Consider the following 24,489-nt stretch of genomic DNA (forward strand, 5'->3'; position numbering starts at 1 on the left):
GCCCCATCGGGGCTGTTACCGTGGTTCAATTTTAACTGGGCTGCCGCAAAAGAAAGGCAGGTGAAGGAAGATGTTTCTGGGAAATGGGGACAGGAAAAGCGGAACAGGCGCGTTTATCGGATATGACATCAGCGACAGGTTTGCCCAGATCAGCTTCTGGATGCCGGGAGTGGATAAACCGGAAACACTGACCCAGGTCATGGGAGAGGAGCAGTACATGATTCCCGCGGTGCTCTGCCGGCGCACGGATCGGGATGTGTGGACCTATGGAAGGGAAGCGCTGAAAAATGCGTCTGCCGGTGACGGCATCCTTGTGGAAAACTTGCTTTCCAAAGCGCTGGCGGGCGAGAGCGTGGAGGTGGACGGGGAAAGCTACGAAGGGGCTGTTTTGCTTTCCCTGTTTATCAAACGAAGCCTTTCGCTGCTTGCGGGGGCGGTCAATCCGGAAAAAGCGGGTATGTTCCTTTTTACGTTAGAAAAAGTGGATAAGCAGACCGTGGAGGTGCTGTCCCGGGTGGCGGCGCTGATTTCCCTGCCGCCGGAACGGGTTTCCTGCCAAAGCAGGGCGGAGAGCTTCTTCTATTATAATATCAACCAGCCGGAGGAGCTTTGGCGGCATCATGTGATGGTATGCGATTTTTCGGGCAGCCATATGAAGCTGCTCATGTTTGAGGTAAACCGGCATACCAGGCCGGTGACGGTGATGATACGGGAGGATGATTACCCGCAGCTGCCAAGAGAGGCCCTGCCGGAGGAGGAAGCTGAACGGGAGGCTGTAAAACAGCGGATGGACAGCGTCTTTGCAGCGATTTTAGGAAAGGTGTGCGAGGGAAAAATCATTGATACGGTTTATCTGATAGGCGACGGTTTTGAAGGTGACTGGTATACCCGTTCGCTGCCGATCCTCTGCCGCGGCAGGCGTGTTTTCCTGGGAAACAACCTGTACAGCAAGGGGGCGTGCTATGGGGCAAGGGCCAAGCAGCAGCCTGGTGAAAACAGCAGCGGCTACGTTTATCTGGGCAAGGACATGCTGAAGGCCAATATCGGGCTGGAGGCGGCCTTCAGGGGGGAGGAATCCTATTTTGCACTGCTGGATGCGGGAACCAACTGGTATGATGCAAAAAGGGAATGTGATTTCCTTTTGAACGAGGATCATGCGTTTTCCCTGCGGATTACGCCTCTTTCCGGGCGTGAGGTGAAGGAAGTGACCGTAACGCTGGACGGGGTTCCGGAGAGGCCTGTGAGAACGACGAGGATACGCCTGACGGTTTCTCTGGAGGATGTGGATACAGTAAAGCTGCGGATGGAGGATCTGGGCTTTGGGGAAATGTTCCCGGCATCCCATAAGATATGGGAGGAGACTTTCAGTCTTGGCGGACGGCAGGAGCGATTTTAACATATTTCAGCGAAAGGAGGCGGAGGCGCATGAGCAGGGTCCATTTATGTCTGGGAAGACTGGCAGATAATCCATACACCTTTGAAAAGTCCAGGGTCCGTGTTTTTTCCATAGAGGAGCTGTGCTTCTTCCTGCGGGAAAATGCGTATCTGCTGGATGAAAATATTTTTACCAGGGGGCTTTTTGACTGGATAGGGAAGGAATGCGCCCTGCCGGATCTGGGACAGAAGCTGAATATGCTTTTAAAAAATAAGGAGAAACCGGAAAGCTTTGTTACCGTAATTTTTGAGTATACAGGGTATTTTGACGACCGGGAAATCCGGGAAACACAGCATCTGGTGGAGGTGAGCGCAGATGTGACGCTGTCAGAGAAGCAGAAGGCCAGGGCGGATTATTTCCTGGAAAGCAGGCGCTATGTGCTGGCGCTGCAGGAATACCAGAAGCTGCTTCATGACGGCGAGGGACTGTCCCCTGTTTTCCTGGGGAAGGTTTACCATAATATGGGCTGCGCGCAGGCCAAGCTGTTCTTATTTGAAAAAGCGGCTGTGTCCTTTGAGCAGGCCAGCCGTCTGGGAGGAGATCCCGCCAGCCTGCTTTCCTATCTGGCGGCGATGCGGCTGCATCTGAAGGAGCAGGAGTATCTGAATTTCCTGACGGAGCATCCGGAGTATTATGAGGCGTCCCTGGAGCTGGAAAAGCTTGTGGTGGAACGCAAGGAGGGCTGGACGGCTTCCAGGAATGAGTCTGTGGTAGCTGAGATTAAGAGCGCTTTCTTCTCGGGAGAGGAGGAAAAGTGCGGGGAGCTGATGGAGGGCGTCCTGGGAAAACTGGAGGAGGAGTACCGGGATTACGTAGTGCAGTGAGGGGAGGACGATTGCGGGTCTTGTCAGCCTGTGGTTCCTGGCAAACTCCCGCGGGAACCACAGGCTGACAGGATCCGCAAAGTGGAACCTTATCCGTGGGTCATATTGCTTGGGGCTTGTAGTAGATAAGTTTGGTGTTTACTGGGAGCTGTATTACAAAGTGTGAAACGACTTTCTCTAGGTGGGGAAAGTGTTTATTTTGAAAGAAAGGCTGTAAATATGATAGATGTAGAAAGTTTCAAAGAACTGTTAGGAGATAACGGAGAACGCTTTCCTTTATTAACCCTTGATGAATTTTTTGAGGGAAATACGCAGGAGGATTCCATTGCCCCGAATCAATGGGAGTTTGGCCGGCCTTCTCTTGGTGAAATGTGGGAGCTGTTGAAAAAAATTGAGCGGTTGCCCAAGGTGGAGTGGGTTCGTGTTGCCCTTCATGATGATACGGAAATTATTAAATGTGGCGGGGAGGAAATATTGAATCTTGCGGGAGATTCTATCGTAGTATGTGCGGACATCCAGCCTGAAGAACTGGAAAAACTGGTGAATTGCGAGTGGTTATGTTCTGACGGGGTAATTGAAATAAATCCTTCGGAACTAGATATTTATTCGTGCATACCATTAATTCCGGAAAATTTTAGTTGTTTAGAAATTGTGTGGGACTAATTCAAAGAAGCTGTTTTTTGTATACGATGATGCGGAAGCTATAGAGTTTAATGAGAATTACCTTAAAACCCCATATTTCCGGGATGTACAACTATAAGTTGTCAAATGAGTGTGCTTTGTAGGTGGTTTGCAACCATAGCAGGGGCTATGATTTGGGCACAGTCAGGAACGACTGAAATAGACGGAGGCCTAAGGTATGTGCGTATCAAAACGAGCGGAACTTGATTATCTGATCTGTAATGCACCTCTTGAATATTCTGACCTTATCTTGAATGGCAATCCCGAGACATATTTGAAAACTGTAACTGAATATAAAATATTGGATAGTGACAATGAACAATGTCATTACCAGAATGCGAAAGGACGGTCTGCTGGAATACAGCAGTGCGCACTCTATTGGGCGTGAAAAGGCATTTGTTCTGTCGGAAAAGGGTACCGGCTATATCGCACCATTGCTGGCTTCGCTGGAAGGAATGGAAACCGGGGCGCTGGAACTGCTCGGCGATGAAAAGCTGGCCATGCTGACAGGGCTTTTATCGGATTATAATAAGGCATTATGTACCGTTATGGAGGAACAACAGGAATAAATGGATACGATTGCATTTTACGGAAAAGAAAAAATCAGCAAAATACTTCTGAAATTGGCTCCGCCTGTAATGCTGGCACAGCTCATTCAGGCGCTGTATAACATTATTGATAGCCTTTTCATCGGAAGATTTTCCGATGATGGTTTAACGGCTCTGTCCATCGTATATCCGCTTCAGCTTTTGATGATCGCTCTTGCAGTGGGAACAGGTGTTGGGATCAACACCATCATTGCCGCTAAGCTTGGTGAAGGCCGGGAAAAGGAAGCCAATGAATACGCTGGTGTGGGTACTCCGTTGGCCACAGTCCTTTGGCTTTTGTTTGCCCTGATCTGCTGGCTCATTATGCCCGCTTATGCCAGGATGTCCACTGAATCCGAAACGATCATTCAGGATGTAATCACTTACGGCAGGATGAGGTTTCAACAGATTTCTTATTAAAGGATGCAAAAACAGAAAAGAGTGCTGACGAAAAGGGATATTATGTGAGCAGGGAAATGGCGGAGGCATATATTATCAGTGAGAAAAAAGTCTGAAGGAATTATCGAAGGAGTATGCTTTCCGAAAAAAGAGATATGTGGCCGTGGCCATTCCCTGTACGGTGCTGTTTATTATCGGCGTTTTGGTTCTGGGCTTTACAGCGAGGGGATATATTGCATGGTCGGATTTTCATTCCTTTGTTTTCCTTGGATTTGCGGCAGGCATCTTTGGGTTTGTGTACTCTGCCGGTGTTATGGAAGCGTACGAATTGCTGGTGGAAAATGAGCAGTATTCGTCACGCATATTTTTCAGGATAAAACGGAAGATCAAGGAGAAGCTTGACAGAATCTGATTGCTGCCTGCAGATCTTGATGCATAAAAGTCATTATAATCCATCTGCCATCCGGGATGTTGTTTCTTCAATAAAAAATCACATTCAGTCTTGACACAGGAAATCACCTCATGATAGGATATTGCCAGTGATGATTTAGTATGATAAATCGATAAATTAGTAAAGGAATGCTGTGGGACAGTATTCCTGCATGAGGAGGAAGAACTATGAAAAAGGCAGCGGCAATTCTGTTGGCAGGTGTGATGGCGTTTGGCCTGATCGGCTGCGGCGGTACACAGACATCAGGAAGCGGACAGGCCGGAGGCGCGGCACAGGAGAGCAGTGCGGCAGCGGATAACGCGGCGGCAGAAAGCACAGCGGCGGAAAGCGTACAGGAGGAAGAAAGCAGCACGCAGGCGCAGAGTGCGGATGCGGCGGCGGACGGAGAAGGACGCCAGTTTATTGTTGGCTTCGATGCGGAATTCCCGCCTTATGGTTATAAGGATGAGAGCGGTGAATATGCGGGATTTGATCTGGATCTGGCGGCTGAGGTATGCAAGCGTCAGGGCTGGGAGCTGGTAAAGCAGCCCATTGACTGGGATTCCAAGGATATGGAGCTGGATTCCGGAGCGATTGACTGCATCTGGAACGGATTTACAATGAACGGCAGGGAGGCTCAGTATACCTTCAGCGTGCCTTATGTGGATAACAGCCAGGTATTTGTGGTGGCTGAGGACGCGGGAATTGAAACGAAATCGGATCTGGCAGGCAAGGCAGTGGGAGTACAGAAGGATTCCTCCGCGCTGGCAGCCCTGGAAGGGGATGAAAAGGCGCTGGCCGATACCTTTGCGGCGCTGAACCAGTATGCGGATTATAATACGGCATTTATGGATCTGGAAGCGGGCGCCATTGATGCCCTGGCCATTGATATCGGCGTTGCCAATTACCAGATTGCCTCCAGAGACGGCGGCTATGTGATTCTGGACGGCGAGGCTCATAAGGAATACCTGTCCACAGAGCAGTACGGCATCGGCTTTAAGAAGGGCAATGAGGAGCTGAAAAATACGGTTGAAGCGACCCTGATGGAGATGGCTGAGGACGGCACCTTTAAGCAGATAGCGGAAAAGTACGCAGATTACGGACTGCTTGACAGCATCTGCCTTGGAAAATAACAGAAGCTGGCTGAAGCCGCCTGGAAGAATTACGAAAGCGGTTCCCGTCCGGCTGCCAGGCCGCTGCCGGAGACGGTTTGAAAGGGATTTTTGAAGCCGCCGGTAAGTCAGTGAATAAATATTGATGATTCTCGGATAGAGATTCGGAAGGAAAGCCGCAACAGCGGCTTTTTTCCGGTTAAGGAATTCGGGAAAGCCCGAAGCAAACGAAAGAAAGATAAGTGGAGGAAGCCATGGAATTGGGAAATATGCTGCAGCAGCTCGCAGGGGGTATGCTGATTACAACGGAGATTTTTGTATTGACCCTGTTGTTCTCCCTGCCGCTGGGATTGTTTTTATCCTTTGGAAGGATGTCCAAAATCGGGGTGCTTCGTTTCATAACGAAAATTTACATATCGGTAATGAGGGGAACGCCGCTGATGCTGCAGCTGATTGTTGTGTATTTTGCGCCTTATTATGTGTTCGGCATGAAAATATCCAAGGGCTACCGGATGGTGGCGGTAATCCTGGCCTTTGTGCTGAATTATGCGGCGTACTTTGCGGAGATTTACCGTTCCGGAATCGAGTCCATGCCGGTGGGACAATATGAGGCGGCTAAAATTCTGGGCTACAGCCGTGCGCAGACCTTTGTAAAAATCATTCTGCCCCAGGTGATTAAGCGGGTGCTCCCTGCGGTGACAAATGAAATGATAACGCTGGTAAAGGATACCTCCCTGGCCTTTGTGCTTACCGTGACGGAGATGTTTACCATCGCCAAGCAGATAGCGGCGGCCCAGGCCTCCGTAGCTCCGCTGATGGCGGCCGGCGTATTTTATTATATTTTCAATCTGGTAGTTGCCATGGTGATGGAGCATGTGGAAAAACGCCTGAATTATTACAGAGGTTAAGGCAAAAGAAGCCTGGGAAAATGCAGGGGAAGCGGTTCCCCGGTATTTCCGGGCTCCGTTTCTACACAGAGTACACGGATAGGAGAAAAAGGAACAAAATGAGCCGGAATTTTCTTGAAATCAATCATATGAAAAAAAGCTTTGGGGATCTGGAGGTTATCAAGGATATTTCCCTGACCGTAAAGGAAGGGGAGGTGGTTTCCATCATAGGGCCTTCGGGCTCAGGGAAGTCTACGCTGCTTCGCTGCGCCACCATGCTGGAAAAAATGGACGGCGGGGAGCTTTCCTTTCTGGGGGAGAAGGCCGCCCATGAGGAAAACGGCAGGTGCGTGTATGCCTCCAGGGCGGATTTAAAGCGGATCCATAAGCATTTTGGACTGGTGTTCCAGAGCTTTAACCTGTTCCCGCATTACAGCGTCCTGAAAAATATCATAGATGCGCCCATGACGGTGGACGGCATTTCCAGGAAGGAAGCGGAGGCACGCGCCGAAAAGCTGCTGGCCCAGCTGGGCCTGTCCGATAAAAAGGATGCTTATCCCTATCAGCTTTCCGGCGGACAGCAGCAGCGTGTTTCCATTGCGCGTGCGCTGGCCCTGCAGCCGAAAATCCTGTTTTTTGACGAACCAACCTCAGCGCTGGATCCGGAGCTGACCGGGGAGGTGTTAAAGGTAATCAGACAGCTGGCGCAGGAGCATATGACAATGATCATTGTAACCCATGAAATGCAGTTTGCCAGGGAGCTTTCCGACCGGATCATCTTTATGGAGCAGGGCGTAATTTGTCAGGAAGGAACGCCGGAGGAGCTTTTCAGTTCACCTAATGCACGGGTCCGTGAGTTCATCGGGCGTGTGATGAACGTGTAAGTTTTCTTGATTTTTGAAAAGCGGTGAGATATACTTGTTTCAGTTATGCTGTCCTTTCCCGGGAAAATCATGGCAGCAAGGTCAGGCATTTTGCAGCGGGAAGGGTATGTGCAGGTTAATTGTTCAGTAAATGAAAAGCAGAAGGTTTCAGGACAGGCTGTCCTGACGGAACAATCTAAGTATAAAGGAGTTGCCGTTTATGAGTGATAATATGGACAGATATGTAAGCCCGCTTTCGGAGCGTTATGCGAGCAGGGAAATGCAGTACATTTTTTCCCCGGATATGAAATTCCGCACCTGGAGAAGGCTGTGGATCGCCCTGGCGGAGACGGAGAAGGAGCTGGGCCTTCCCATTACGGAGGAGCAGATCGCAGAATTAAAGGCCCATGCGGAGGATATCAACTATGAGGTTGCCCAAGCAAGGGAAAAAGAGGTGCGCCATGATGTTATGAGCCATGTTTATGCTTACGGCGTGCAGTGCCCGAAGGCGAAGGGGATTATCCATCTGGGGGCCACCTCCTGCTATGTGGGTGACAACACGGATATCATTGTGATGACGGAAGCGCTGAAGCTGGTGAAAAAGAAGCTTGTGAACGTGCTGGCGGAGCTTGCTTCCTTTGCCGGAAAATATAAGGATCTGCCCACCCTGGCATTCACCCATTTCCAGCCGGCCCAGCCCACAACGGTAGGCAAGCGCGCAACCCTGTGGATGCAGGAATTTTACCTGGATCTGGAGGATCTGGATTATGTGCTTTCCACTATGAAGCTGCTTGGCTCCAAGGGAACTACGGGAACACAGGCCTCTTTCCTGGAGCTGTTTGACGGCGATATGGACAAGGTAAATGCGCTCGATCCCATGATTGCGGAAAAAATGGGCTTTCAGGCCTGCTATCCGGTATCCGGGCAGACCTATTCCCGTAAAATAGATACAAGAGTGCTCAACGTGCTGGCGGGAATCGCGGCAAGCGCCACCAAGATGTCCAATGACATCCGGCTTCTCCAGCATCTGAAGGAAGTGGAGGAACCTTTCGAGAAGAACCAGATAGGTTCCTCGGCCATGGCTTATAAGAGAAATCCCATGCGTAGTGAACGGATTGCGTCCCTTTCCCGCTATGTGATTGCGGATGCGCTCAATCCGGCGATTACCTCTGCAACCCAGTGGTTTGAACGTACCCTGGATGATTCCGCCAACAAGCGGCTGAGCGTGCCGGAAGGCTTCCTGGCTGTGGACGGCATCCTGGATCTGTGCTTGAATGTGGTGGACGGCCTGGTGGTATATCCGAAGGTCATTGAAAAACGGCTTATGAGCGAACTGCCTTTTATGGCAACGGAAAATATTATGATGGATGCGGTGAAAAAAGGCGGCGACCGCCAGGAGCTGCATGAAAAAATCCGGGAACTGTCCATGGAAGCCGGCAGGCGGGTGAAAGCGGAGGGCAAAGACAATAACCTGCTGGAGCTCATCGCACAGGAACCCATGTTTATGACTACCGCTGAAGAACTGACCGAAACCATGGACCCTTCCAAATATATTGGCTGTGCCCCGGCACAGGTGGAAAGCTTCCTGAAGGATGTAATCGGGCCTGTGCTTGAGGAAAATAAAGAACTGCTGGGCGTGAAAGCGGAAATTAATGTGTAATAGCGGTTTACAGGATAAGGATAAGATAAGATAAGATAAGATAAGAAGAGGCTCTGCGGCGGCAGAGCCTTCTTTGGAATAAAAAGGAAATGTGGAAAGCCCCGGTTAAAGTCTGGATCCGGGATATGTATGAGGAACGGAAATGGAAATCGGAACGTAAGAAAGAAAATAAACAGGCAGGAAAAAGAGCTGTAGAACCGGTGGCGGCAGATCTTAAAGATTTATTTGACTGACAGACAACGCAGTGCAGAATTGTCATTATATATAAAGACTTACATGCGCAGTTCCATTATAATTACATACAAAATGGGAGCGATAATATATGGATAAAAATGGTTACCTGAAGCAGTACTACGGCAGTTACCGGGAAGATGCCCGTCTGTCTGCTGCAAAGCACGGCCTGGTGGAATATCTGACGACAATGAAATACATCCATAAATTTCTGGAACGGGGAATGCGTATTTTAGAGGTGGGAGCCGGAACCGGGCGCTATTCCCTTGCATTGGCGAAAGAAGGCTTCCGGGTAGATGCGGTGGAACTTCTGGAACACAACCTTAATATCCTGCGGTCAAAAACGGAGGATGGCATGAGACTTCAGGCAGTACAGGGAGATGCCCTGGATTTGTCCCGCTATCAGGAGAATACGTTTGACATAACCCTTCTTCTCGGGCCGATGTATCATCTTTATACGCAGGATGAAAGGAAGAAAGCACTGGAGGAAGCCGCACGGGTAATCCGTGAAAACGGGATTCTGTATATCGCCTACTGCATGAATGAGCCAACTGTGGTGGGAGAACTGTTTGCCCGGGGAACCATTTACGACTGCCTGGAGAAAGGAAAGCTGACGGAGGATTTCCATTTTACCGTGCAGCCGGAGGATCTGTTTGCACTGGTGCGGACAGAGGATATTGCGGAACTGAACCAATCTGTACAGGTGGAACGGATCTGCCTGACAGCCACTGACGGCGCAACCGGATATATGCGCCCTGTCATAGACAATATGAACGATGAACAATTTGCTATCTATATGAAATACCATCTGGCGGTCTGTGAAAGGCAGGATCTGATAGGGGCAAGCCACCATACGCTGGATATTCTGCGAAAAAGGGCCACGGCTTCCGGTACAAAACGTGAATAAAAAACTTAAGTATAAAAAAGTAATTGCAATACTTGATAATTCATGCTATAAATAGACATTATAACTTTCAAAGGAGCGAATTATGAGTCAATTATTCTCACTTTCCATTCGACGCAGACGATGAGGCTTGTATCTTTATAGGTACAGGCTTAATTTGCTGTGTGCCTATAGAAAGTGAGTTGAATTATATTTATTTTCAAAGCACTGTCGGGCACACACAGCCTGTCAGTGTTTTTTTATTTCCGCGGGCAACGAGCCAAATAGATGAACTCGCAGAGAAGCAAAGGTTCTCTTGCCGTTTGGTGACTGCAATTGAAAACTAAATATCTGATGCAATGCAGTTTTTCTGCCGAAAGAAACCCGGTACCGTCCCGGCGGGCTGCAGAAGTATTCGAAAGTGCAGGAGCATTTTTCAAATATGCTCTGATGCAAAGAAGGGAGCAAGTATGAAATTATTAACGGAGCTGTTATCAGCAGTATTTATGAATGCATTTTCAAAGTGCGAAATTTAAGGGGATCCCTCAGGCGGAAGCAGAGGAAACCATAGTGCTTGATTACGGAAATCCCAATGTTGCCAAACCGCTTCATGTCGGCCACCTGCGTTCAGCCATCATCGGGGAAGCCTTAAAAAGAATCATTACAGCGACCGGCAGGAAAGCGGTTGGGGATGTCCATCTGGGGGATTGGGGCCTTCCGATGGGGCTGGTCCTTGCAGAGCTGGAGGAAAGATACGCAGATACATTGCCCACGCTTACAGCGGATTTATTAAATGAAATCTATCCGGCCGCGAGCCGGAAAAGTAAAACAAATGAGGTCTTTCTTGAAAAAGCAAGAACGATAACAGCCCGGCTTCAAAAAGGAGATACGCATTATACAAAAATTTGGTGTAACATGGTTGAGGTATCTGTAAAGGAAATCAGAAAAACCTTTCAAAGACTGGACGTTTCCTTTGATTACTGGTATGGGGAAAGTGATTCCAGTAAATATGTGCCTCAGCTGCTGCAGCTGTTAACGGACCGGAACCTGCTTGTAAAAAGCGAAGGCGCACAGGTCGTGGAGGTTGCAAAGGAGAATGACAAAACGCCGGTCCCTCCTGCGATTATTGTGAAATCCAACGGCTCGGAAGGATACGTGACGACAGATATTGCAGCGATTATACAGCGGGAAAAGGATTTCAGACCGGATAAAATATGGTATGTCGTAGATTTCAGGCAGAATTTACACTTTACCCAGGTATTCCGTGTCGCCCGGAAGGCAGCGCTGATACCAGAAAGCACGGAGCTTGCCCATCTGTGTTTTGGAACGGTAAACGGAAAAGACGGCAAGCCGTTTAAAACCAGGGACGGCGGAGTAATGCAGCTGTCAGAGCTGCTGGATTCGGTAACAGCCTGTTCCTATGAAAAATTAAAATCATCAGATAATATAGCGGAGGCGGACAAAAAAGCCGCAGCGGAGAAAATAGGGATAGCCGCGGTGAAATTCGGTGACTTAATTAACCACTATTCCAAGGACTACGTTTTTGATACGGATAAATTTATGGCATCGGAGGGCAAAACAGGCGTCTATCTTCTATATACGGCTGCCCGTATCAATTCAATCATCAGGAAAACCGGCCTTAACTGCGGAAAGGTAAAGCTGCAGGGAGTTTATTCAGAAAGTGAAAGAGAATTATTGTTAAAAATTGCACTCAGCGGCAGCGCTTTTATAAACGCCTTTCATGAGAAAGCCCCCAATATTGTCTGTGAAAATGCTTACCAGATAGCAGCGGCCTTTTCGAAATTTTACCATGAAAACCATATAATAAGCGAGAAAGATGAAAAGAAAAAAAGCCTCCTGGCTGGCACTATGCGTCATTACAAAGGGGATGCTGCTAAAACATCTGGATACATTGGCAATAGAAACAGTGGATGTTATGTAATTTACAAAGCGGCGCCTTCCAACTTAAAATATGAATATGCATTTCACGCTCCATTTCTGCATTCCGCTTCCCTGCGCATTGCGGATACGCTTTTCCTGCCCTATACTGACAGCAGACATTAAAAATCAGTCGGTCGGCCGGACAGGAAACGGCAATGAAGGAGTGGGCATGAGTTATTTTTTTCTGGCGATTTTATTTATAGCGGAGTTGGTAAAGGAAGGCATCTTTTTTGGCAAAAGGAAGCGCATACCGGTGGTTCAAATGGGTTTTATTACCGCAGAAATCCTGTTTTTTCTGCTGCTTGTCATATTTGGAGGGCTGCCCCTTGATACAGCCTGGCTGTTTCCTGGCATTTATCTTGTGTGCAGCCTTATATCTGCTTACTTCCTTTTTTCTGAGGGAAAAAAGAAGGACGGCAAAAGAAGAAAGGCGGCAAAATACCATCCGTCGGCCCTTCCTGTTCATCTATTGCTTTTGTTCCTCTGCATGATACCGGCCCTGTTGTTCCCGCCTATGATACCTTTGCCCGTAACCGGCGGCTACGCTTACGAGACGGTAAGCTTTACCTGGACGGATGATGCGAGGGAGGAGGAATTCTGCTCCGACGGTTCGTCCAGGCGGGTGGCGGTGCAGTTTTGGTATCCTGTTTCCGGGGAAGGGGAAAACTTCCCGCTGATCGTGTTTTCCCATGGCGCCTTCGGGTACAGGATGAGCAATTATTCGGCCTATACCGAGCTTGCCTCCAACGGATATGTGGTATGCAGTGTGGAGCATCCATATCATGCAATTTTTTCAGAGCTGGACGATGGGGAAGTGATTATTGTGGATAAGCAGTTTATGAGTGATATTTCCAGAATAAATGGAGACGGCATGCCGGAAGAAGAAAACTTTCGGGTGACCAGATCCTGGCTTCGGCTGCGGTGACGGCTGGACGGGAACGGCCGCAGGTGCGGGCCGTTATCGATCTGGACGGGACTATGCTGGGCGAGGAAACCGGCTTTGCGGACGGAAAATACCAGATGAACACGGAGCCTTACCCGGTTCCCCTTTTATGCATCGATACCTCCGAACATTATGAGCAGGGGCAGAGATACGGCGATCAATATGTGAATCATGTAATTTTGTCACTGGCAAAGGATGGAAGAGAGATTCAGTTTACCGATGCCGGGCATATGAATTTTACGGATCTTCCTCTTTTTTCCCCGCCGCTGGCAGCGCTGCTTGGGACCGGAAAGAGGGATGCGAGGGAATGCCTGGTGACGATGAATGGTATTATCAGAGATTATTTTGATTATTATCTGAAGGGACAGGGAACGCTTTCTCTACAGGAAACGTACTAGAAACCAGAAACGGCACAGCCCTCCGGCACTCCTCCGGCAGCCTTCCGGCATGCCTACGATCCCTGGCCCGCTTGAGGCCCACATGCAGTCGCAGCCACGCATAACCGTACCGTAGGCGGAACAGATTCTTCCGCTGCTCCAGAACGGCGGTGGTGAACCTGATGCGGGTTTCGTACCTGCGCCCCGGCCTGAACGGGCGGCTCTCCGCAAGGCTGACGAACGGCGAGGACATCATTATTTCCAGAAAATATGTAAATGCGTTGAAAGCGAGGCTGCAAAATGAGTAAAAAGGAATTTATAGGACAAGTGTTTATCAGTTTTTTTGTCGTGGTAACCTGCATAAACCTGGGGATGGCCTTTATGGGGATGATCTATGCCCCGGATACCAGGTTTGGCTATGAGGCTCTTCTGTTCCCGGTGTTCTACGGTTTTCTGGGGATTCTGCCCTCAGCCGTGCTCTACAGCAGAAAAGAGCTTACAGTGAAGCAGATGCTTCTCCGCAAAATCATACAGCTTATTTTGATAGAAGCGATAATGGTTGGCATCGTATTTTTCCTGGAAGGGACGGATTTCAGTACGCTTTTACCCTTTATGATAATGGTTTTGGCTGTCTGCCTGGCTGCGGAGGGCATCCTTTGGCTTGCGGCGGATAAAAAGGTCAAAAAGCTGAATGCCCAGCTGAAGCGGTTCCAGGACCGGGAACCGGCCGCAGATACATCCCGCGGCTGATGATGAATGTTATTGTTCACTCAGTACTGTGCATTTACTGCACAGTATGTAAGAAAGTGATTCAAGAGTGCATAAATCCCATTGCTGCAGGCAATTTTTACTGGATTTATGCAGTTACTGGTTTTCGGAGTGAACAGAAACAGAACAATAATAAAAAAGACTAATATATGAATCTTTTATTGATTAAAACCACAAAAAAGGTTAAAATATTAGCTATGAATAACTTTGATTTTTTGAGATCACCAGGAGAAATAAGTAAAGATATTGCAGGCCGTATGAGCAGAAGGAGAAAGGAGAAAAAAATAACACAGGTACAGCTGGCGAAATATTCGGATGTGAGTTTGGGATCCATAAAACGTTTTGAACGTACCGGAGAGATATCATTATCTTCGCTCATAAAAATTGCATTTGCATTGGGGTATGAAAACGACTTTGACGGGCTGTTTACAAAAAAAGGCTACGCGTCCATTGAGGAGGTCTTAAATGAACGATAATAAAATGTTGTCTGTATTTATGGATAAGCGAAAAGTAGGGACGCTTGCGGTTACAAAAGATAAGCTCACAGCCTTTGAGTACGATGCGGATTGGCTGCGAAACGGATTTTCGGTCAGCCCGGTCTCTCTGCCGCTTCAGTCCGGGGTTTTTACTCCCAAAGGATTTGATCCGTTTGAAGGAACCTTTGGCGTGTTTGCAGACAGCCTCCCGGATGGTTGGGGAAGATTGCTGGTGGACAGGATGCTGCGAAAAGAAGGTATGAATCCTGTAAAGGTAGATGCATTGAACCGCTTGGCAATAGTGGGATCCTCCGGTATGGGAGCATTAACTTATTACCCTGAAAATAAGCTGGTCTCCGATGATAAGGACGTATCTTTGGATGACCTGGCCAAAGGCTGCGAGGCTATTATGAAATCGAATGATAGTGAAAATCTTGATGAGCTTTTTCAATTAGGCGGTTCTTCCGGCGGGGCAAGACCCAAGGTAAATTATATTATTGATGGAGAAGAATGGATAGTGAAGTTTGCGTCTTCCTATGATAAGGGAAACATAGGGGTACAGGAATATGAGTATTCTCTTTGCGCAAAAGAATGCGGCATCAGGATGGAGGAGACCCGGTTGATGCCAAGTAAGCTTTGTCAGGGTTACTTCGCAACTAAAAGATTTGACAGAAATGGGGGAAAGAGGATTCATATGGTTTCTGTCAGCGCATTGCTTGAAACATCTCATAGAATTCCTAATTTGGATTATAATATTCTGATGCAGCTTACTTTGAAATTGACGAATGATTATAGCCAGCTGGAGCAGCTTTATCGTCTTATGTGTTTTAATGTTTTTGCGCATAACAGAGATGACCATTCCAAAAATTTTTCATTCCTTTATGATGAAAGTCAGAAAAAATGGGTTCTATCACCAGCATATGACTTGACATACAGTAATTCTATTGGCGGAGAACATGCAACAACAGTGAATGGAAATGGGGAAAATCCGGGAATAAAGGATTTGCTGGCTGTTGCTGAGGATATAAAGCTTGATCCTTATAAAGCCAGAGCTATAGCAGAAGAGATTGAGGAAAAGGTTTACTGCAGATTAAAAAAGTGGTTGTGAGTCAATAAATGCTTTTATTCCTGCGAGCAACGAGCCAAGTAGCCATGCTTGCATGGATATTTGGCGACTGCCGCGAGGGTCAAAGACCCCGCTGCTCTGCAGCGAGGTCTTTGATTCAGATGGAAAGATGAAAAAAGAACATTTCATAGACACTTCCATATTTTTCCGGTATGATAAAGAAAAGACAGGCAAAAAGTCCGTATGGGGCGGACTTGGAAGTCTGACGGAATACCGGAGGAACTATGATAAAAGCGATTGTGGTGGATGATGAGATTTTAACAAGAGAAGGAATAAGCGCCAATATCCCGTGGAAAAAGCTGGGATATGAGCTGGTTGCTGTCTGCGCCGACGGCAGGGAGGCAAGGGACTATGTGCAGGGCAATGAGGTGGATGTGGTTCTGACTGATATTTGTATGCCATATATGGACGGCCTCCAGCTGAGCGAATTCCTTTATCATGAATATCCGCAGATTAAGATCATCATTTTCAGCGGTTATGATGAATTCGAATATGCCAAGCAGGCCCTGAAATATCAGGTGTCCGAATATCTGCTCAAGCCGGTCACCGCTTCTGAGCTGTCCGGAGTGCTGATTCAAATCGGTGAAAAAATAGACGAACGCAGGAAAAATGAAGAGCTTATCGGCAGGATGAGCACCACCTATCACAAAAACCACCTCCTTGTGCGCTCCGATGTGCTCATGAGCCTTGTCATGGGAGACAAGACACGGGAGGAAAATGACAGGGAGCTGGAGGAATTGGGAATAACCCTCTGGGGGAATGCTTTCCGGGTCGCAGTGATAGAGATAGAGGACTACAGGGATGTGCACAGCCTGGATGATAAGAAGAAACAGGAACGCGCCCTTATCGCCTTTGTCGTATACAATGTATCACAGGAAATTGTGGAAAAATACGGCGCGGGAGAGGTGTTCCAGGGGAAGGAGTACCGCACGGTCCTCCTGCTGGAGAGCAATAAGCCGGTGGAGTTCTGCCGGGAAAGCCGGGCCATTGCGGAGGAGATCAACGGACGGCTGAAGGAAATCCTGGGAATGAAGACCAATATCGGAATCGGCGGCTGTATCAGAGAACGTCAGGCTCTGTTCCATTCCTATGAAGATGCGCTGGCAGCGCTTCAGTGCCGCTATATTTTCGAGGAGGAGTCCCTGTTTGTGATGGAGGATATCCGTCAGCATACGGGGGAACAGACGGAAACGGAGCTGGCGGCGGAAGAAATTCTGGATGCCGTCAAGCACAGCGATACCCAATCTGTTTCCCGAATTATGGAAAAAATGAAAAAAGGCATCCGCACAGCCGGCTGGACGAAAGAAAGGGTTCACATGTATCTGCAGCAGCTGCTGGATGCGGTTCCGGAGCTTCTGCGTTCCTTTCAGCTGGAGGAGCAGGACATCGTCTGGGAAAAAGAGCGGGCGCTGGAAGGGATGATGAGCGCCGTAAGCCTGGAACAGGCGCTTTCCGTGATGGAGGGCTACTACCGGAAAGCGGCGGAAATGCTGGATACGGGGAAAAATGACGGCGGGAAGAAATATGCGCTCCTTGCCATGGATTACATAGAAAAACATTATGGGGAAAACGAACTGGGGCTGAATTCGATATGCTCTTATCTGAATATCAGTACCAGCCGTTTCAGCGCCATTTTTAAAAGCGTCACAGGGGAAACCTTCATGGAGGCGCTTACCGGCATACGGATGCAGAAGGCGAGAGAGCTGCTGGAAAACACCGCTCTGAAAAATTATGAAATCGCTGAAAAGGTAGGTTTTTCAGATCCTCATTATTTCAGCGCCGCCTTTAAAAAGGCTACGGGAAAATCACCAACAGAGTACGCCAGGGAAAAGAGGGGGATGTGATGAAACGGCAGGAGAAAGCGGGGGGCCGCCGGATAAAGCTGCCCTTTTCCAGCATCAGAACCACCATGCTGGCGGTGTTTTCCGTTTTGATAGTGGCAACGCTCACTTTTTTTTACATTATATCCCTGAACTATACGGAACGGACGATATTAAATAATTCCATAGATTATACCACCCGCCTGACCGGGCAGGTGACCAGGGACATTGATTCCTACATTGATTATATGGAAAACATATCCTCCATGGTGGCTCACAGCAGCGATGTGCAGAACTACCTGCTGGATAAAAAATCTGCGGGAGATCCCAACCTGTACCGGAGGATTGTGACCCAGTTTTCCACGGTACTGGAAACACGGAAGGACATTTCCAATATTGCCGTGGTTTCCGAAGAGGATAAAGGAATCATCAATGATGGAAACGATGTCCTTAATGTGAATATTCCCCTGTACAGTGTGGACTGGTACGGCAAGGTGAGGGACAAGGGCGGGACCTGGCTCACCTCCTCCCATGTGCAGAATGTGATTAAGGATAATTATAAATGGGTAATTACCATGAGCCGCGGAATCGAGAACCCAGATACGGGGGAAACGGTGGGCGTTTTTTTCATCGATTTGAACTATAAGGCGCTGGAAGACCTGTGTGAGCGCAATAACATCGGATCTGATTATATTTATATTATTGATCCTGACGGCAAAATCATTTACCATCCCAAGCAGAAGCTTATCTACAGCTCCCTGAAAACAGAAATGGTGGATGAAGTGCTGGAATGCGAGGATGGTTATTTCCTGAAAAAAGAAGGGACGGGCGGCAAGCTCTATACCATTTCCATATCGGGGAAAACCGGCTGGAGCATTGTGGGCGTAACGGATATGGCGGAGCTTATGAAGGGGCGCTCCGAGGCACAGCGGCTGTATGTTATGATCACAGCAGGATTTCTGGTGGTAACCGTGCTGCTGTGCGTGGTATTCTCCTCAGCGATTACGCGTCCGCTGGAACGGCTGAAAAATTCCATGAAAGAGGTGGAGCGCGGTAATTTTGAGGGGACGCAGGTAGAGACGGAGGGAAATAACGAAATCGCCGGCCTGGGAAAATCCTTCAATGTAATGATATACAAAATACAGCAGCTGATGGAGCAGAACATCTACGAACAGGAACAGAAGCGCCTGAGTGAGCTGAAGGCGCTGCAGTCGCAGATCAATCCCCATTTTCTGTACAATACGCTGGATTCCATCATCTGGATGGCGGAGGGCGGCAGGAACAGTGAGGTAGTGCTTATGACCTCATCCCTGGCCAGGCTGCTGCGGCAGAGCATCAGCAATGAGGACGAGCTTGTTTCCATCAGGCGTGAGGTGGATTATGCCGCAAGCTACCTGACCATCCAGAAAATGCGTTACCAGGACAAGATGGAATTCGAAATCGATGTGGATGAGGGGATAATGAACCAGCAGATCATCAAGCTGGTGCTGCAGCCGGTGGTGGAAAATGCTATTTATCACGGAATCAAATATAAGGAAGGAAAGGGTCTGATAAAAATAACCGGAACCTACCGGGATGGCTGTATTTACCTTACCGTATATGATAACGGCAGGGGGATGGAGCAGGAAGTGCTGGATCATATCTTTGATGCAAAGAATGGGGAAGAAAAATCAGGGATAGGAATCTGCAACGTACAGATGCGGCTCCAGCTTTATTACGGTATGGAATATGGGATTTTTTACAAAAGCATCCCCGGCGAGGGAACGGCAGCCACGATAAAAATCCCGTTTGTGGAAGAGGAGGCGCAGGAAACAAATGAAGATAAATAAGAAAAAACTTCTGTCGGCCATATTTCTTCTGCTGGCGGTATCGGTGGTTTTGCTTCTGGCGTTTATGCGCAAGGAACCCAAAAAAGAGCCGTACTCCATTATTTTTATTTCCAAGATCATTGACGACAGCGATTTCTGGACCCAGCTGATAGATGGGACAAAAGCGGCGGCGCAGGAATACGGCGTGGAACTGTCCGTCCGTGCGCCGGAGGCTGAGGACGATTATGAAATGCAGAACATTCTGATCGAACAGGCGATTTCAGAGCATCCGGACGCTATTGTCCTGACGCCGGCCAGCTATACGGAAACCACTCCGCTGGCCCGCAAGATTGTGGACAGCGGCATACGCCTGCTCCTTCTTGACTCGGAAATCAATGAGGACGTGGAAGAATGCATCATTTCCACAGACAATATCAAAGCGGGGCAGCTGCAGGGCTCTTATGTTCGGGAGATCCTCAAACCGGATTCCCAAATCGCCGTAATCGCCCATGTAAAAAACTCTTCCACGGCCATCGAACGGGAAAAAGGCCTGCGGGAAGGGTTGGGAGAGGAGCAGGGGAAAATTGCGGATGTGGTTTTCTGTGATTCGAACTATGACAAGGCCTATCAGCTTATGCTGGGCGTCCTGGAAAAGCATCCGGATGTAGACGTGGTGGTGGGGCTGAATGAATACTCCGCCGTCGGTGCCGCCCGCGCCATCGTGGACAAAGGCCTGGCAGGAGAAATCAGTTTTGTGGGCTTTGACAGCTCCCTGGAAGAAATCAAAATGCTGGAGGCTGGAATTTTCCAGGGCATGGTGATCCAAAATCCATTCAAAATGGGTTATCTGGGTGTGGAAACCGCCGTGAAGGTGCTGAACGGTGAAAAAGTGCCCAGGGAAATCGATTCCGGTTCCGTACTGATAACCCGTGACAACATGTACCTGGACGAAAACCAGGAAATGCTTTTCCCTTTTAAAGGAGAATAGAGGGGGAAAAATATGAAAGCGGTTGCAAGAATCAACAAATAAATTGAACTTTTTTGTGGCTTTTGTGGTGTAAAAAGGGTAAAAATTTACAGAACAGTAAATTTTTACCCTTTTTTTGTAAGAAATTACATTTAGTGTTGGGGAAGATGCCACTATACTATAAACATAGGCTTGAGTGATGAGAAAGAAAGCAGTAATTAATGAGAAGGGATGGAAGGTGAAAAAGTGGGGGAAGTTATTCTGACGATGAAGGATATCGATAAATCCTTTCCGGGCGTTCATGCTCTGAAAAAAGTCAGCCTGGAAGTCCGCAGGGGCGAGGTACATGCCCTGATGGGTGAAAACGGGGCAGGCAAGTCCACGCTTATGAAAATTCTGACCGGGATCTATTCCAAGGACAGCGGGCAGATTATATATGAAGGGAAGGAAGTGGAGTTCACGCATCCACGGGAGGCCCAGGATGCGGGAATCGCTATTGTGCATCAGGAGCTGAATATGATGCAGCAGCTGACCGTGGCTCAGAACATATTCATCGGCCGGGAGTATATGAAGGGTAAAATCATAGACGACAAGCGGATGAATGAGGAGGCGGCGAAGCTGTTTGAAAAGCTGAATATCAGTATCGATCCTTCCCAGGTGATGGGTGATCTGACCGTAGGAAAACAGCAGATGTGTGAAATCGCCAAGGCAATTTCCAAAGAGGTAAAGGTTCTGGTATTTGATGAGCCTACGGCGGCGCTGACGGATTTGGAAATCAATGAGCTGTTTAAAATCATCAGGGATTTAAGGGAAAAAGGAATCGGCATTATTTACATATCCCATCGTATGGATGAAATCAAGATCATTACCGACAGAGTCACTGTCATGCGTGACGGGGAGTATGTGGGAACCCTGATAAGCAAGGACTGTACCAAGGACGATATCATCAATATGATGGTGGGGCGGACGATTTATGAGGAACCAAAGTCCGTAAGCAATGTCCCGGACAATGCGCCGGTGGTACTGAAGGTGGAACATCTGCAGGCCGGGAAAATGGTGCAGGATATCAGTTTTGAACTGAGAAAGGGAGAAATTCTGGGATTTTCAGGACTGATGGGAGCGGGAAGGACGGAGACCGCCCGGGTTATTTTCGGCGCGGATAAGAAGCAGGGCGGCGATATATACGTCAACGGCAAAAAAGTGGAAATCAACAGCCCGCAGGACGCAGTGAAGGCAGGAATCGGTTACCTGTCGGAGGACAGAAAGCGTTACGGCGTGGTTTTGGATAAAACCATTGCGGAAAACACCACAATGGCCTCTCTGGAAAAATTTGTGAGGGGTTTGTTTATAGATAAGAAGGACGAGGAAAGCACGGCACAGGACTATGTGGAGCGTCTGAATACCAAGACACCCACAGTCACCACGCCCACGCTCAGCCTTTCCGGCGGGAACCAGCAGAAAGTGGTTATCGCCAAGTGGCTGGTAAGGGACTGTGATATCCTGATTTTCGATGAACCGACCAGAGGTATCGACGTGGGGGCCAAAAGCGAGATTTATCATCTGATGAACGAACTGGCTGCCTCAGGAAAGTCCATTATCATGATTTCTTCCGAACTGCCGGAAATCCTGCGCATGAGCGACAGGGTCCTGGTTATGTGCGAGGGAAGAAAAACAGCGGAAATTCCGATAGAGAAGGCCTCACAGGAAGTAATCATGCAGGCCGCTACGGTAGGCATGTAAAGAGGGAGGAAAAACATGGCGAAAATAACGAATACGGGAGGGGCCGTAAAGAGAAATCCCCTTGCGAAATTTACAAAATCCATTGGGACGCAGAGGCTGATCGCCTTACTGGCCCTGATTATCCTGTACCTGGTATTCGGGTTTATCAATCCGGCATTCCGGTCCTATGCAACACTGGTCAACATCTTTGATGCCTCTTATTATATCGGTCTGATGGCAATCGGCGTAACCTTCGCCATCACCTCGGACGGCATTGATCTTTCCATTGGAACCGTGCTCACCTGTTCCGCATTGATTTCCGGACAGCTGATCACCAAGTATCATCTGCCTGTGGCCCTGGGGCTTTTGGTATGTATCCTCATCGGCGCCCTGTTCGGGCTTCTGAACGGCCTGATGGTGTCCTACATGCATCTGCCTCCCTTTATCGCAACGCTGGGTTCCATGATGCTTTCCAAAGGCCTCGGTTCCATTTTTACCAAGGCGCAGAGCGTTACCTGGCCGCAGTCCAGCCAGGCGGAAGGCTGGTTCCGCAATATCTTCAAAATCAACCAGAACGGTATTTTGATTCCCACCGGTTTTATTCTCCTGATTGTTATCGCCATCCTGGCTTCCATCCTGCTCAATAAGACCCGGCCCGGCCGTTATATCGTGGCATTGGGCAGCAACAGTGAAGCAACAAGGCTATCCGGCGTTAACATTGCAAAATGGAGAACGCTTGCCTATATCATCAGCGGCACGCTGGCTGGCCTGGCAGGCCTGGCCTATGCCTCCATTTATTCCACCATCCTTCCCGGAGGGGGCGGCGGTTTCGAACTGGATGCCATCGCAGGCGTGGTAATCGGCGGCACTTCCATGAGCGGCGGCTACGGAACCATTTCCGGTACCCTGATCGGTGTGTTTATCATGTCCGTGCTGAAAACCGGACTTCCCTTTGTGGGGCTGCAGAGCAACTGGCAGCAGGCGGTTACCGGCGTAGTCCTGGTGTTCGCGGTATTCATGGATGTTATGAACAGACAGAAAAAGAAAAAAGTCTGAGCAGAAACAGGAAGTTTTCAGACAGTTACAGAAAATGTTTGTAATGCCTGTCATATCAAAAAAGGAACGATATGAAGGTTTTTGATTACAAAACCGGCGGAAGAAGAGCCGGGGGTATTTCAAATTTTAAAGGAGGGTTTTACATGAAAAAGAAATTACTCAGTATCGCATTGGGTGCGGCTATGGTAGCGAGCATGCTGGCAGGCTGCGGAAGCAATGCTTCCACAACGGCTCCTGCAGCGTCCACACCGGCGCCCGCGGAGACAAAAGCAGAAGCGCCTGCAGAGCCTGCTTCTTCAGAAGCAGCGGCAGATACGGCGCAGGCCTCTACAGAAATTACGGGGAAGATCTATCTGGTATCCAAGGGCTTCCAGCATCAGTTCTGGCAGGCAGTGCTCCAGGGGGCAAATGAAGCTGCTGCGGAATACGGCGTGGAAATTGATTTCCAGGGACCCGATACCGAATCCGATATCGCGCAGCAGGTACAGATGCTGAACAACGCATTCAACAACAATCCGCCCGCAATCGGCCTGGCAGCTCTTGACACAGAAGCATGCCTGGATACGATTAAGGAAATCCAGAAAGCAGGCATTCCGATTATCGGCTTTGACTCCGGCGTACCCGGCGCTCCCGAAGGCGCTATCGTTGCCAACGCAGCGACCGATAACTATAAAGCAGGCGAACTGGCTGCTGATGAAACCTACAAGCTGATCAAAGACAAGGTTGCATCCGCAACCGGCACCGTAAGAATCGGCGTTATGAACCAGGAAGCTAACTCCGAATCCATCGTACAGCGTGGCACCGGCTTCGTTGATAAGATGAAATTCCTTCTGGAAGCAGACGGCAAGACCGTTTCCGTAGAAGGCCATGACAAATGGGCAAACAAGGTTGACGGCGCAGATGTTATCATCGACGTAGCGGTTCCCGCATCCGTAAGTGCAGACCTTTCTTCCGTTGACGCTCAGAACCTGTTAAACAAGCCTGACACCATCTGCATCTATGGCTCCAACCAGTTCTCAGGCGAAGGTCTGATTAACGGTGACGCAAACATCGGCAAACTGGGCAAGGAAGTGGTCGGCGTTGCATTTGACTCCGGCGTGCTGATTAAAACAGCAGTCAGAGAAGGCAAGCTGGCAGGCGCAGTTACCCAGGATCCTCTTCAGATTGGCTATAAAACCGTTGAGCTGTGTGTAAAGGCCATCAAGGGCGAGCCTGTAAGTGATGTTGATACAGGATGCCAGTGGTATACTGCTGAAAACATGGACGATCCCAAGGTCGCTCCCAACCTTTATGACTGATTTAAAAAGGTAAATCTATAAGCTGTACTTATTTCTAATATAATAAATATTGATTTTACTTATGGTTAATAATAATATATAATCATAAAGTAAAAGACGCAGAAAGCGGGTTTTTTACAAAAATGGTTTTGTGAAAGCCCGCTTTTTTTGTTGTGGAGCGGCACTTTTGCCAATCTGCGGCAGGCAGATGTCCTTTCA

25 protein-coding genes and 1 pseudogene are annotated in these 24,489 nt (G+C 48.7%); all 26 read left to right on the forward strand.

The features are described 5' to 3' along the window. Positions 1 to 70: 70 nt before the first annotated feature. The 26 genes and pseudogenes from FYJ45_RS21210 to FYJ45_RS21335 all read left to right on the forward strand — a co-directional run bounded on the left by FYJ45_RS21210 (position 71) and on the right by FYJ45_RS21335 (position 24,291). The gene (locus tag FYJ45_RS21210) at positions 71 to 1,396 is read left to right on the forward strand and encodes a DUF5716 family protein (protein WP_154467126.1); all 1,326 of its coding nucleotides are present in this window, start codon (positions 71 to 73) and stop codon (positions 1,394 to 1,396) included. A gap of 29 nt (positions 1,397 to 1,425) precedes the next feature. Next, the gene (locus FYJ45_RS21215) at positions 1,426 to 2,259 is read left to right on the forward strand and encodes a hypothetical protein (protein ID WP_021637269.1); all 834 of its coding nucleotides are present in this window, start codon (positions 1,426 to 1,428) and stop codon (positions 2,257 to 2,259) included. A gap of 219 nt (positions 2,260 to 2,478) precedes the next feature. Beyond that, on the forward strand, positions 2,479 to 2,922 hold the full coding sequence (locus FYJ45_RS21220; RefSeq protein ID WP_154467127.1) for a hypothetical protein: 444 nt from the start codon (positions 2,479 to 2,481) through the stop codon (positions 2,920 to 2,922). Positions 2,923 to 3,118: 196 nt separating this feature from the next. Continuing rightward, a complete protein-coding gene (locus FYJ45_RS33275; protein ID WP_154467128.1) occupies positions 3,119 to 3,328 on the forward strand; it encodes a DUF6061 family protein in 210 nt (69 codons plus the stop codon). After that, positions 3,255 to 3,509, forward strand: a complete 255-nt coding sequence (locus FYJ45_RS21230) for a hypothetical protein (RefSeq protein ID WP_154467129.1) — start codon at positions 3,255 to 3,257, stop codon at positions 3,507 to 3,509. Before FYJ45_RS33275 ends, FYJ45_RS21230 begins: the two co-directional genes overlap by 74 nt. Continuing rightward, on the forward strand, positions 3,510 to 3,947 hold the full coding sequence (locus FYJ45_RS21235) for an MATE family efflux transporter (protein WP_154467130.1): 438 nt from the start codon (positions 3,510 to 3,512) through the stop codon (positions 3,945 to 3,947). A 142-nt stretch (positions 3,948 to 4,089) separates the two neighbouring features. Further along, entirely contained in the window at positions 4,090 to 4,338 is a 249-nt protein-coding gene (locus FYJ45_RS21240; RefSeq protein ID WP_154467131.1) for a hypothetical protein, read from the forward strand. Between the two features lie 206 nt (positions 4,339 to 4,544). Beyond that, positions 4,545 to 5,489 carry an amino acid ABC transporter substrate-binding protein gene (locus FYJ45_RS21245; protein WP_154467132.1) on the forward strand — a complete coding sequence of 315 codons (945 nt, stop codon included), beginning with the start codon at positions 4,545 to 4,547 and terminating at the stop codon, positions 5,487 to 5,489. Between the two features lie 233 nt (positions 5,490 to 5,722). Continuing rightward, positions 5,723 to 6,376, forward strand: a complete 654-nt coding sequence (locus FYJ45_RS21250) for an amino acid ABC transporter permease (RefSeq protein ID WP_102289667.1) — start codon at positions 5,723 to 5,725, stop codon at positions 6,374 to 6,376. A 98-nt stretch (positions 6,377 to 6,474) separates the two neighbouring features. After that, positions 6,475 to 7,239, forward strand: a complete 765-nt coding sequence (locus FYJ45_RS21255) for an amino acid ABC transporter ATP-binding protein (protein ID WP_154467133.1) — start codon at positions 6,475 to 6,477, stop codon at positions 7,237 to 7,239. Between the two features lie 199 nt (positions 7,240 to 7,438). Next, positions 7,439 to 8,878: an adenylosuccinate lyase gene (purB, locus tag FYJ45_RS21260; protein WP_195841923.1), complete on the forward strand. Its 1,440-nt coding sequence runs from the start codon at positions 7,439 to 7,441 to the stop codon at positions 8,876 to 8,878. 322 nt (positions 8,879 to 9,200) lie between these two features. After that, complete coding sequence (locus FYJ45_RS21265) at positions 9,201 to 10,016, forward strand: class I SAM-dependent methyltransferase (protein WP_154467134.1); 816 nt, start codon at positions 9,201 to 9,203, stop codon at positions 10,014 to 10,016. 486 nt (positions 10,017 to 10,502) lie between these two features. Continuing rightward, positions 10,503 to 12,056: an arginine--tRNA ligase gene (gene argS, locus FYJ45_RS21270; RefSeq protein ID WP_235930934.1), complete on the forward strand. Its 1,554-nt coding sequence runs from the start codon at positions 10,503 to 10,505 to the stop codon at positions 12,054 to 12,056. 46 nt (positions 12,057 to 12,102) lie between these two features. After that, a complete protein-coding gene (locus FYJ45_RS21275) occupies positions 12,103 to 12,858 on the forward strand; it encodes an alpha/beta hydrolase (RefSeq protein ID WP_195841924.1) in 756 nt (251 codons plus the stop codon). 23 nt (positions 12,859 to 12,881) lie between these two features. Next, on the forward strand, positions 12,882 to 13,274 hold the full coding sequence (locus FYJ45_RS21280) for a hypothetical protein (protein ID WP_154467136.1): 393 nt from the start codon (positions 12,882 to 12,884) through the stop codon (positions 13,272 to 13,274). A 131-nt stretch (positions 13,275 to 13,405) separates the two neighbouring features. Continuing rightward, positions 13,406 to 13,561 (forward strand): annotated as a pseudogene (locus FYJ45_RS21285) (LytTR family DNA-binding domain-containing protein); the annotation flags it as partial. Next, on the forward strand, positions 13,554 to 14,003 hold the full coding sequence (locus FYJ45_RS21290; protein ID WP_154467138.1) for a DUF3021 family protein: 450 nt from the start codon (positions 13,554 to 13,556) through the stop codon (positions 14,001 to 14,003). The pseudogene FYJ45_RS21285 and the gene FYJ45_RS21290, both read left to right, overlap by 8 nt. Before the next feature lie 167 nt (positions 14,004 to 14,170). After that, on the forward strand, positions 14,171 to 14,497 hold the full coding sequence (locus tag FYJ45_RS21295) for a helix-turn-helix domain-containing protein (protein ID WP_235930935.1): 327 nt from the start codon (positions 14,171 to 14,173) through the stop codon (positions 14,495 to 14,497). Beyond that, positions 14,487 to 15,605: a type II toxin-antitoxin system HipA family toxin gene (locus FYJ45_RS21300; RefSeq protein ID WP_021637308.1), complete on the forward strand. Its 1,119-nt coding sequence runs from the start codon at positions 14,487 to 14,489 to the stop codon at positions 15,603 to 15,605. The genes FYJ45_RS21295 and FYJ45_RS21300 overlap by 11 nt, the downstream gene beginning before the upstream one ends. Before the next feature lie 127 nt (positions 15,606 to 15,732). Continuing rightward, on the forward strand, positions 15,733 to 15,873 hold the full coding sequence (locus tag FYJ45_RS21305; protein WP_154467139.1) for a hypothetical protein: 141 nt from the start codon (positions 15,733 to 15,735) through the stop codon (positions 15,871 to 15,873). Then, positions 15,848 to 17,467, forward strand: coding sequence for a response regulator (locus FYJ45_RS21310; protein ID WP_154467140.1), 1,620 nt, complete (start codon positions 15,848 to 15,850; stop codon positions 17,465 to 17,467). Before FYJ45_RS21305 ends, FYJ45_RS21310 begins: the two co-directional genes overlap by 26 nt. Then, the gene (locus tag FYJ45_RS21315; protein ID WP_154467141.1) at positions 17,467 to 19,272 is read left to right on the forward strand and encodes a cache domain-containing sensor histidine kinase; all 1,806 of its coding nucleotides are present in this window, start codon (positions 17,467 to 17,469) and stop codon (positions 19,270 to 19,272) included. Before FYJ45_RS21310 ends, FYJ45_RS21315 begins: the two co-directional genes overlap by 1 nt. After that, complete coding sequence (locus FYJ45_RS21320; protein WP_025491266.1) at positions 19,259 to 20,239, forward strand: substrate-binding domain-containing protein; 981 nt, start codon at positions 19,259 to 19,261, stop codon at positions 20,237 to 20,239. The genes FYJ45_RS21315 and FYJ45_RS21320 overlap by 14 nt, the downstream gene beginning before the upstream one ends. Positions 20,240 to 20,464: 225 nt before the next feature. Next, a complete protein-coding gene (locus FYJ45_RS21325) occupies positions 20,465 to 21,958 on the forward strand; it encodes a sugar ABC transporter ATP-binding protein (protein WP_276892589.1) in 1,494 nt (497 codons plus the stop codon). A gap of 15 nt (positions 21,959 to 21,973) precedes the next feature. Further along, entirely contained in the window at positions 21,974 to 22,993 is a 1,020-nt protein-coding gene (locus FYJ45_RS21330; RefSeq protein WP_154467143.1) for an ABC transporter permease, read from the forward strand. 143 nt (positions 22,994 to 23,136) lie between these two features. Continuing rightward, entirely contained in the window at positions 23,137 to 24,291 is a 1,155-nt protein-coding gene (locus FYJ45_RS21335; RefSeq protein WP_154467144.1) for a substrate-binding domain-containing protein, read from the forward strand. Positions 24,292 to 24,489: the final 198 nt, after the last annotated feature.

Origin of the sequence: Eisenbergiella porci (assembly GCF_009696275.1) — a bacterium.
Classification (GTDB): Bacteria; Bacillota; Clostridia; order Lachnospirales; family Lachnospiraceae; genus Eisenbergiella; species Eisenbergiella porci.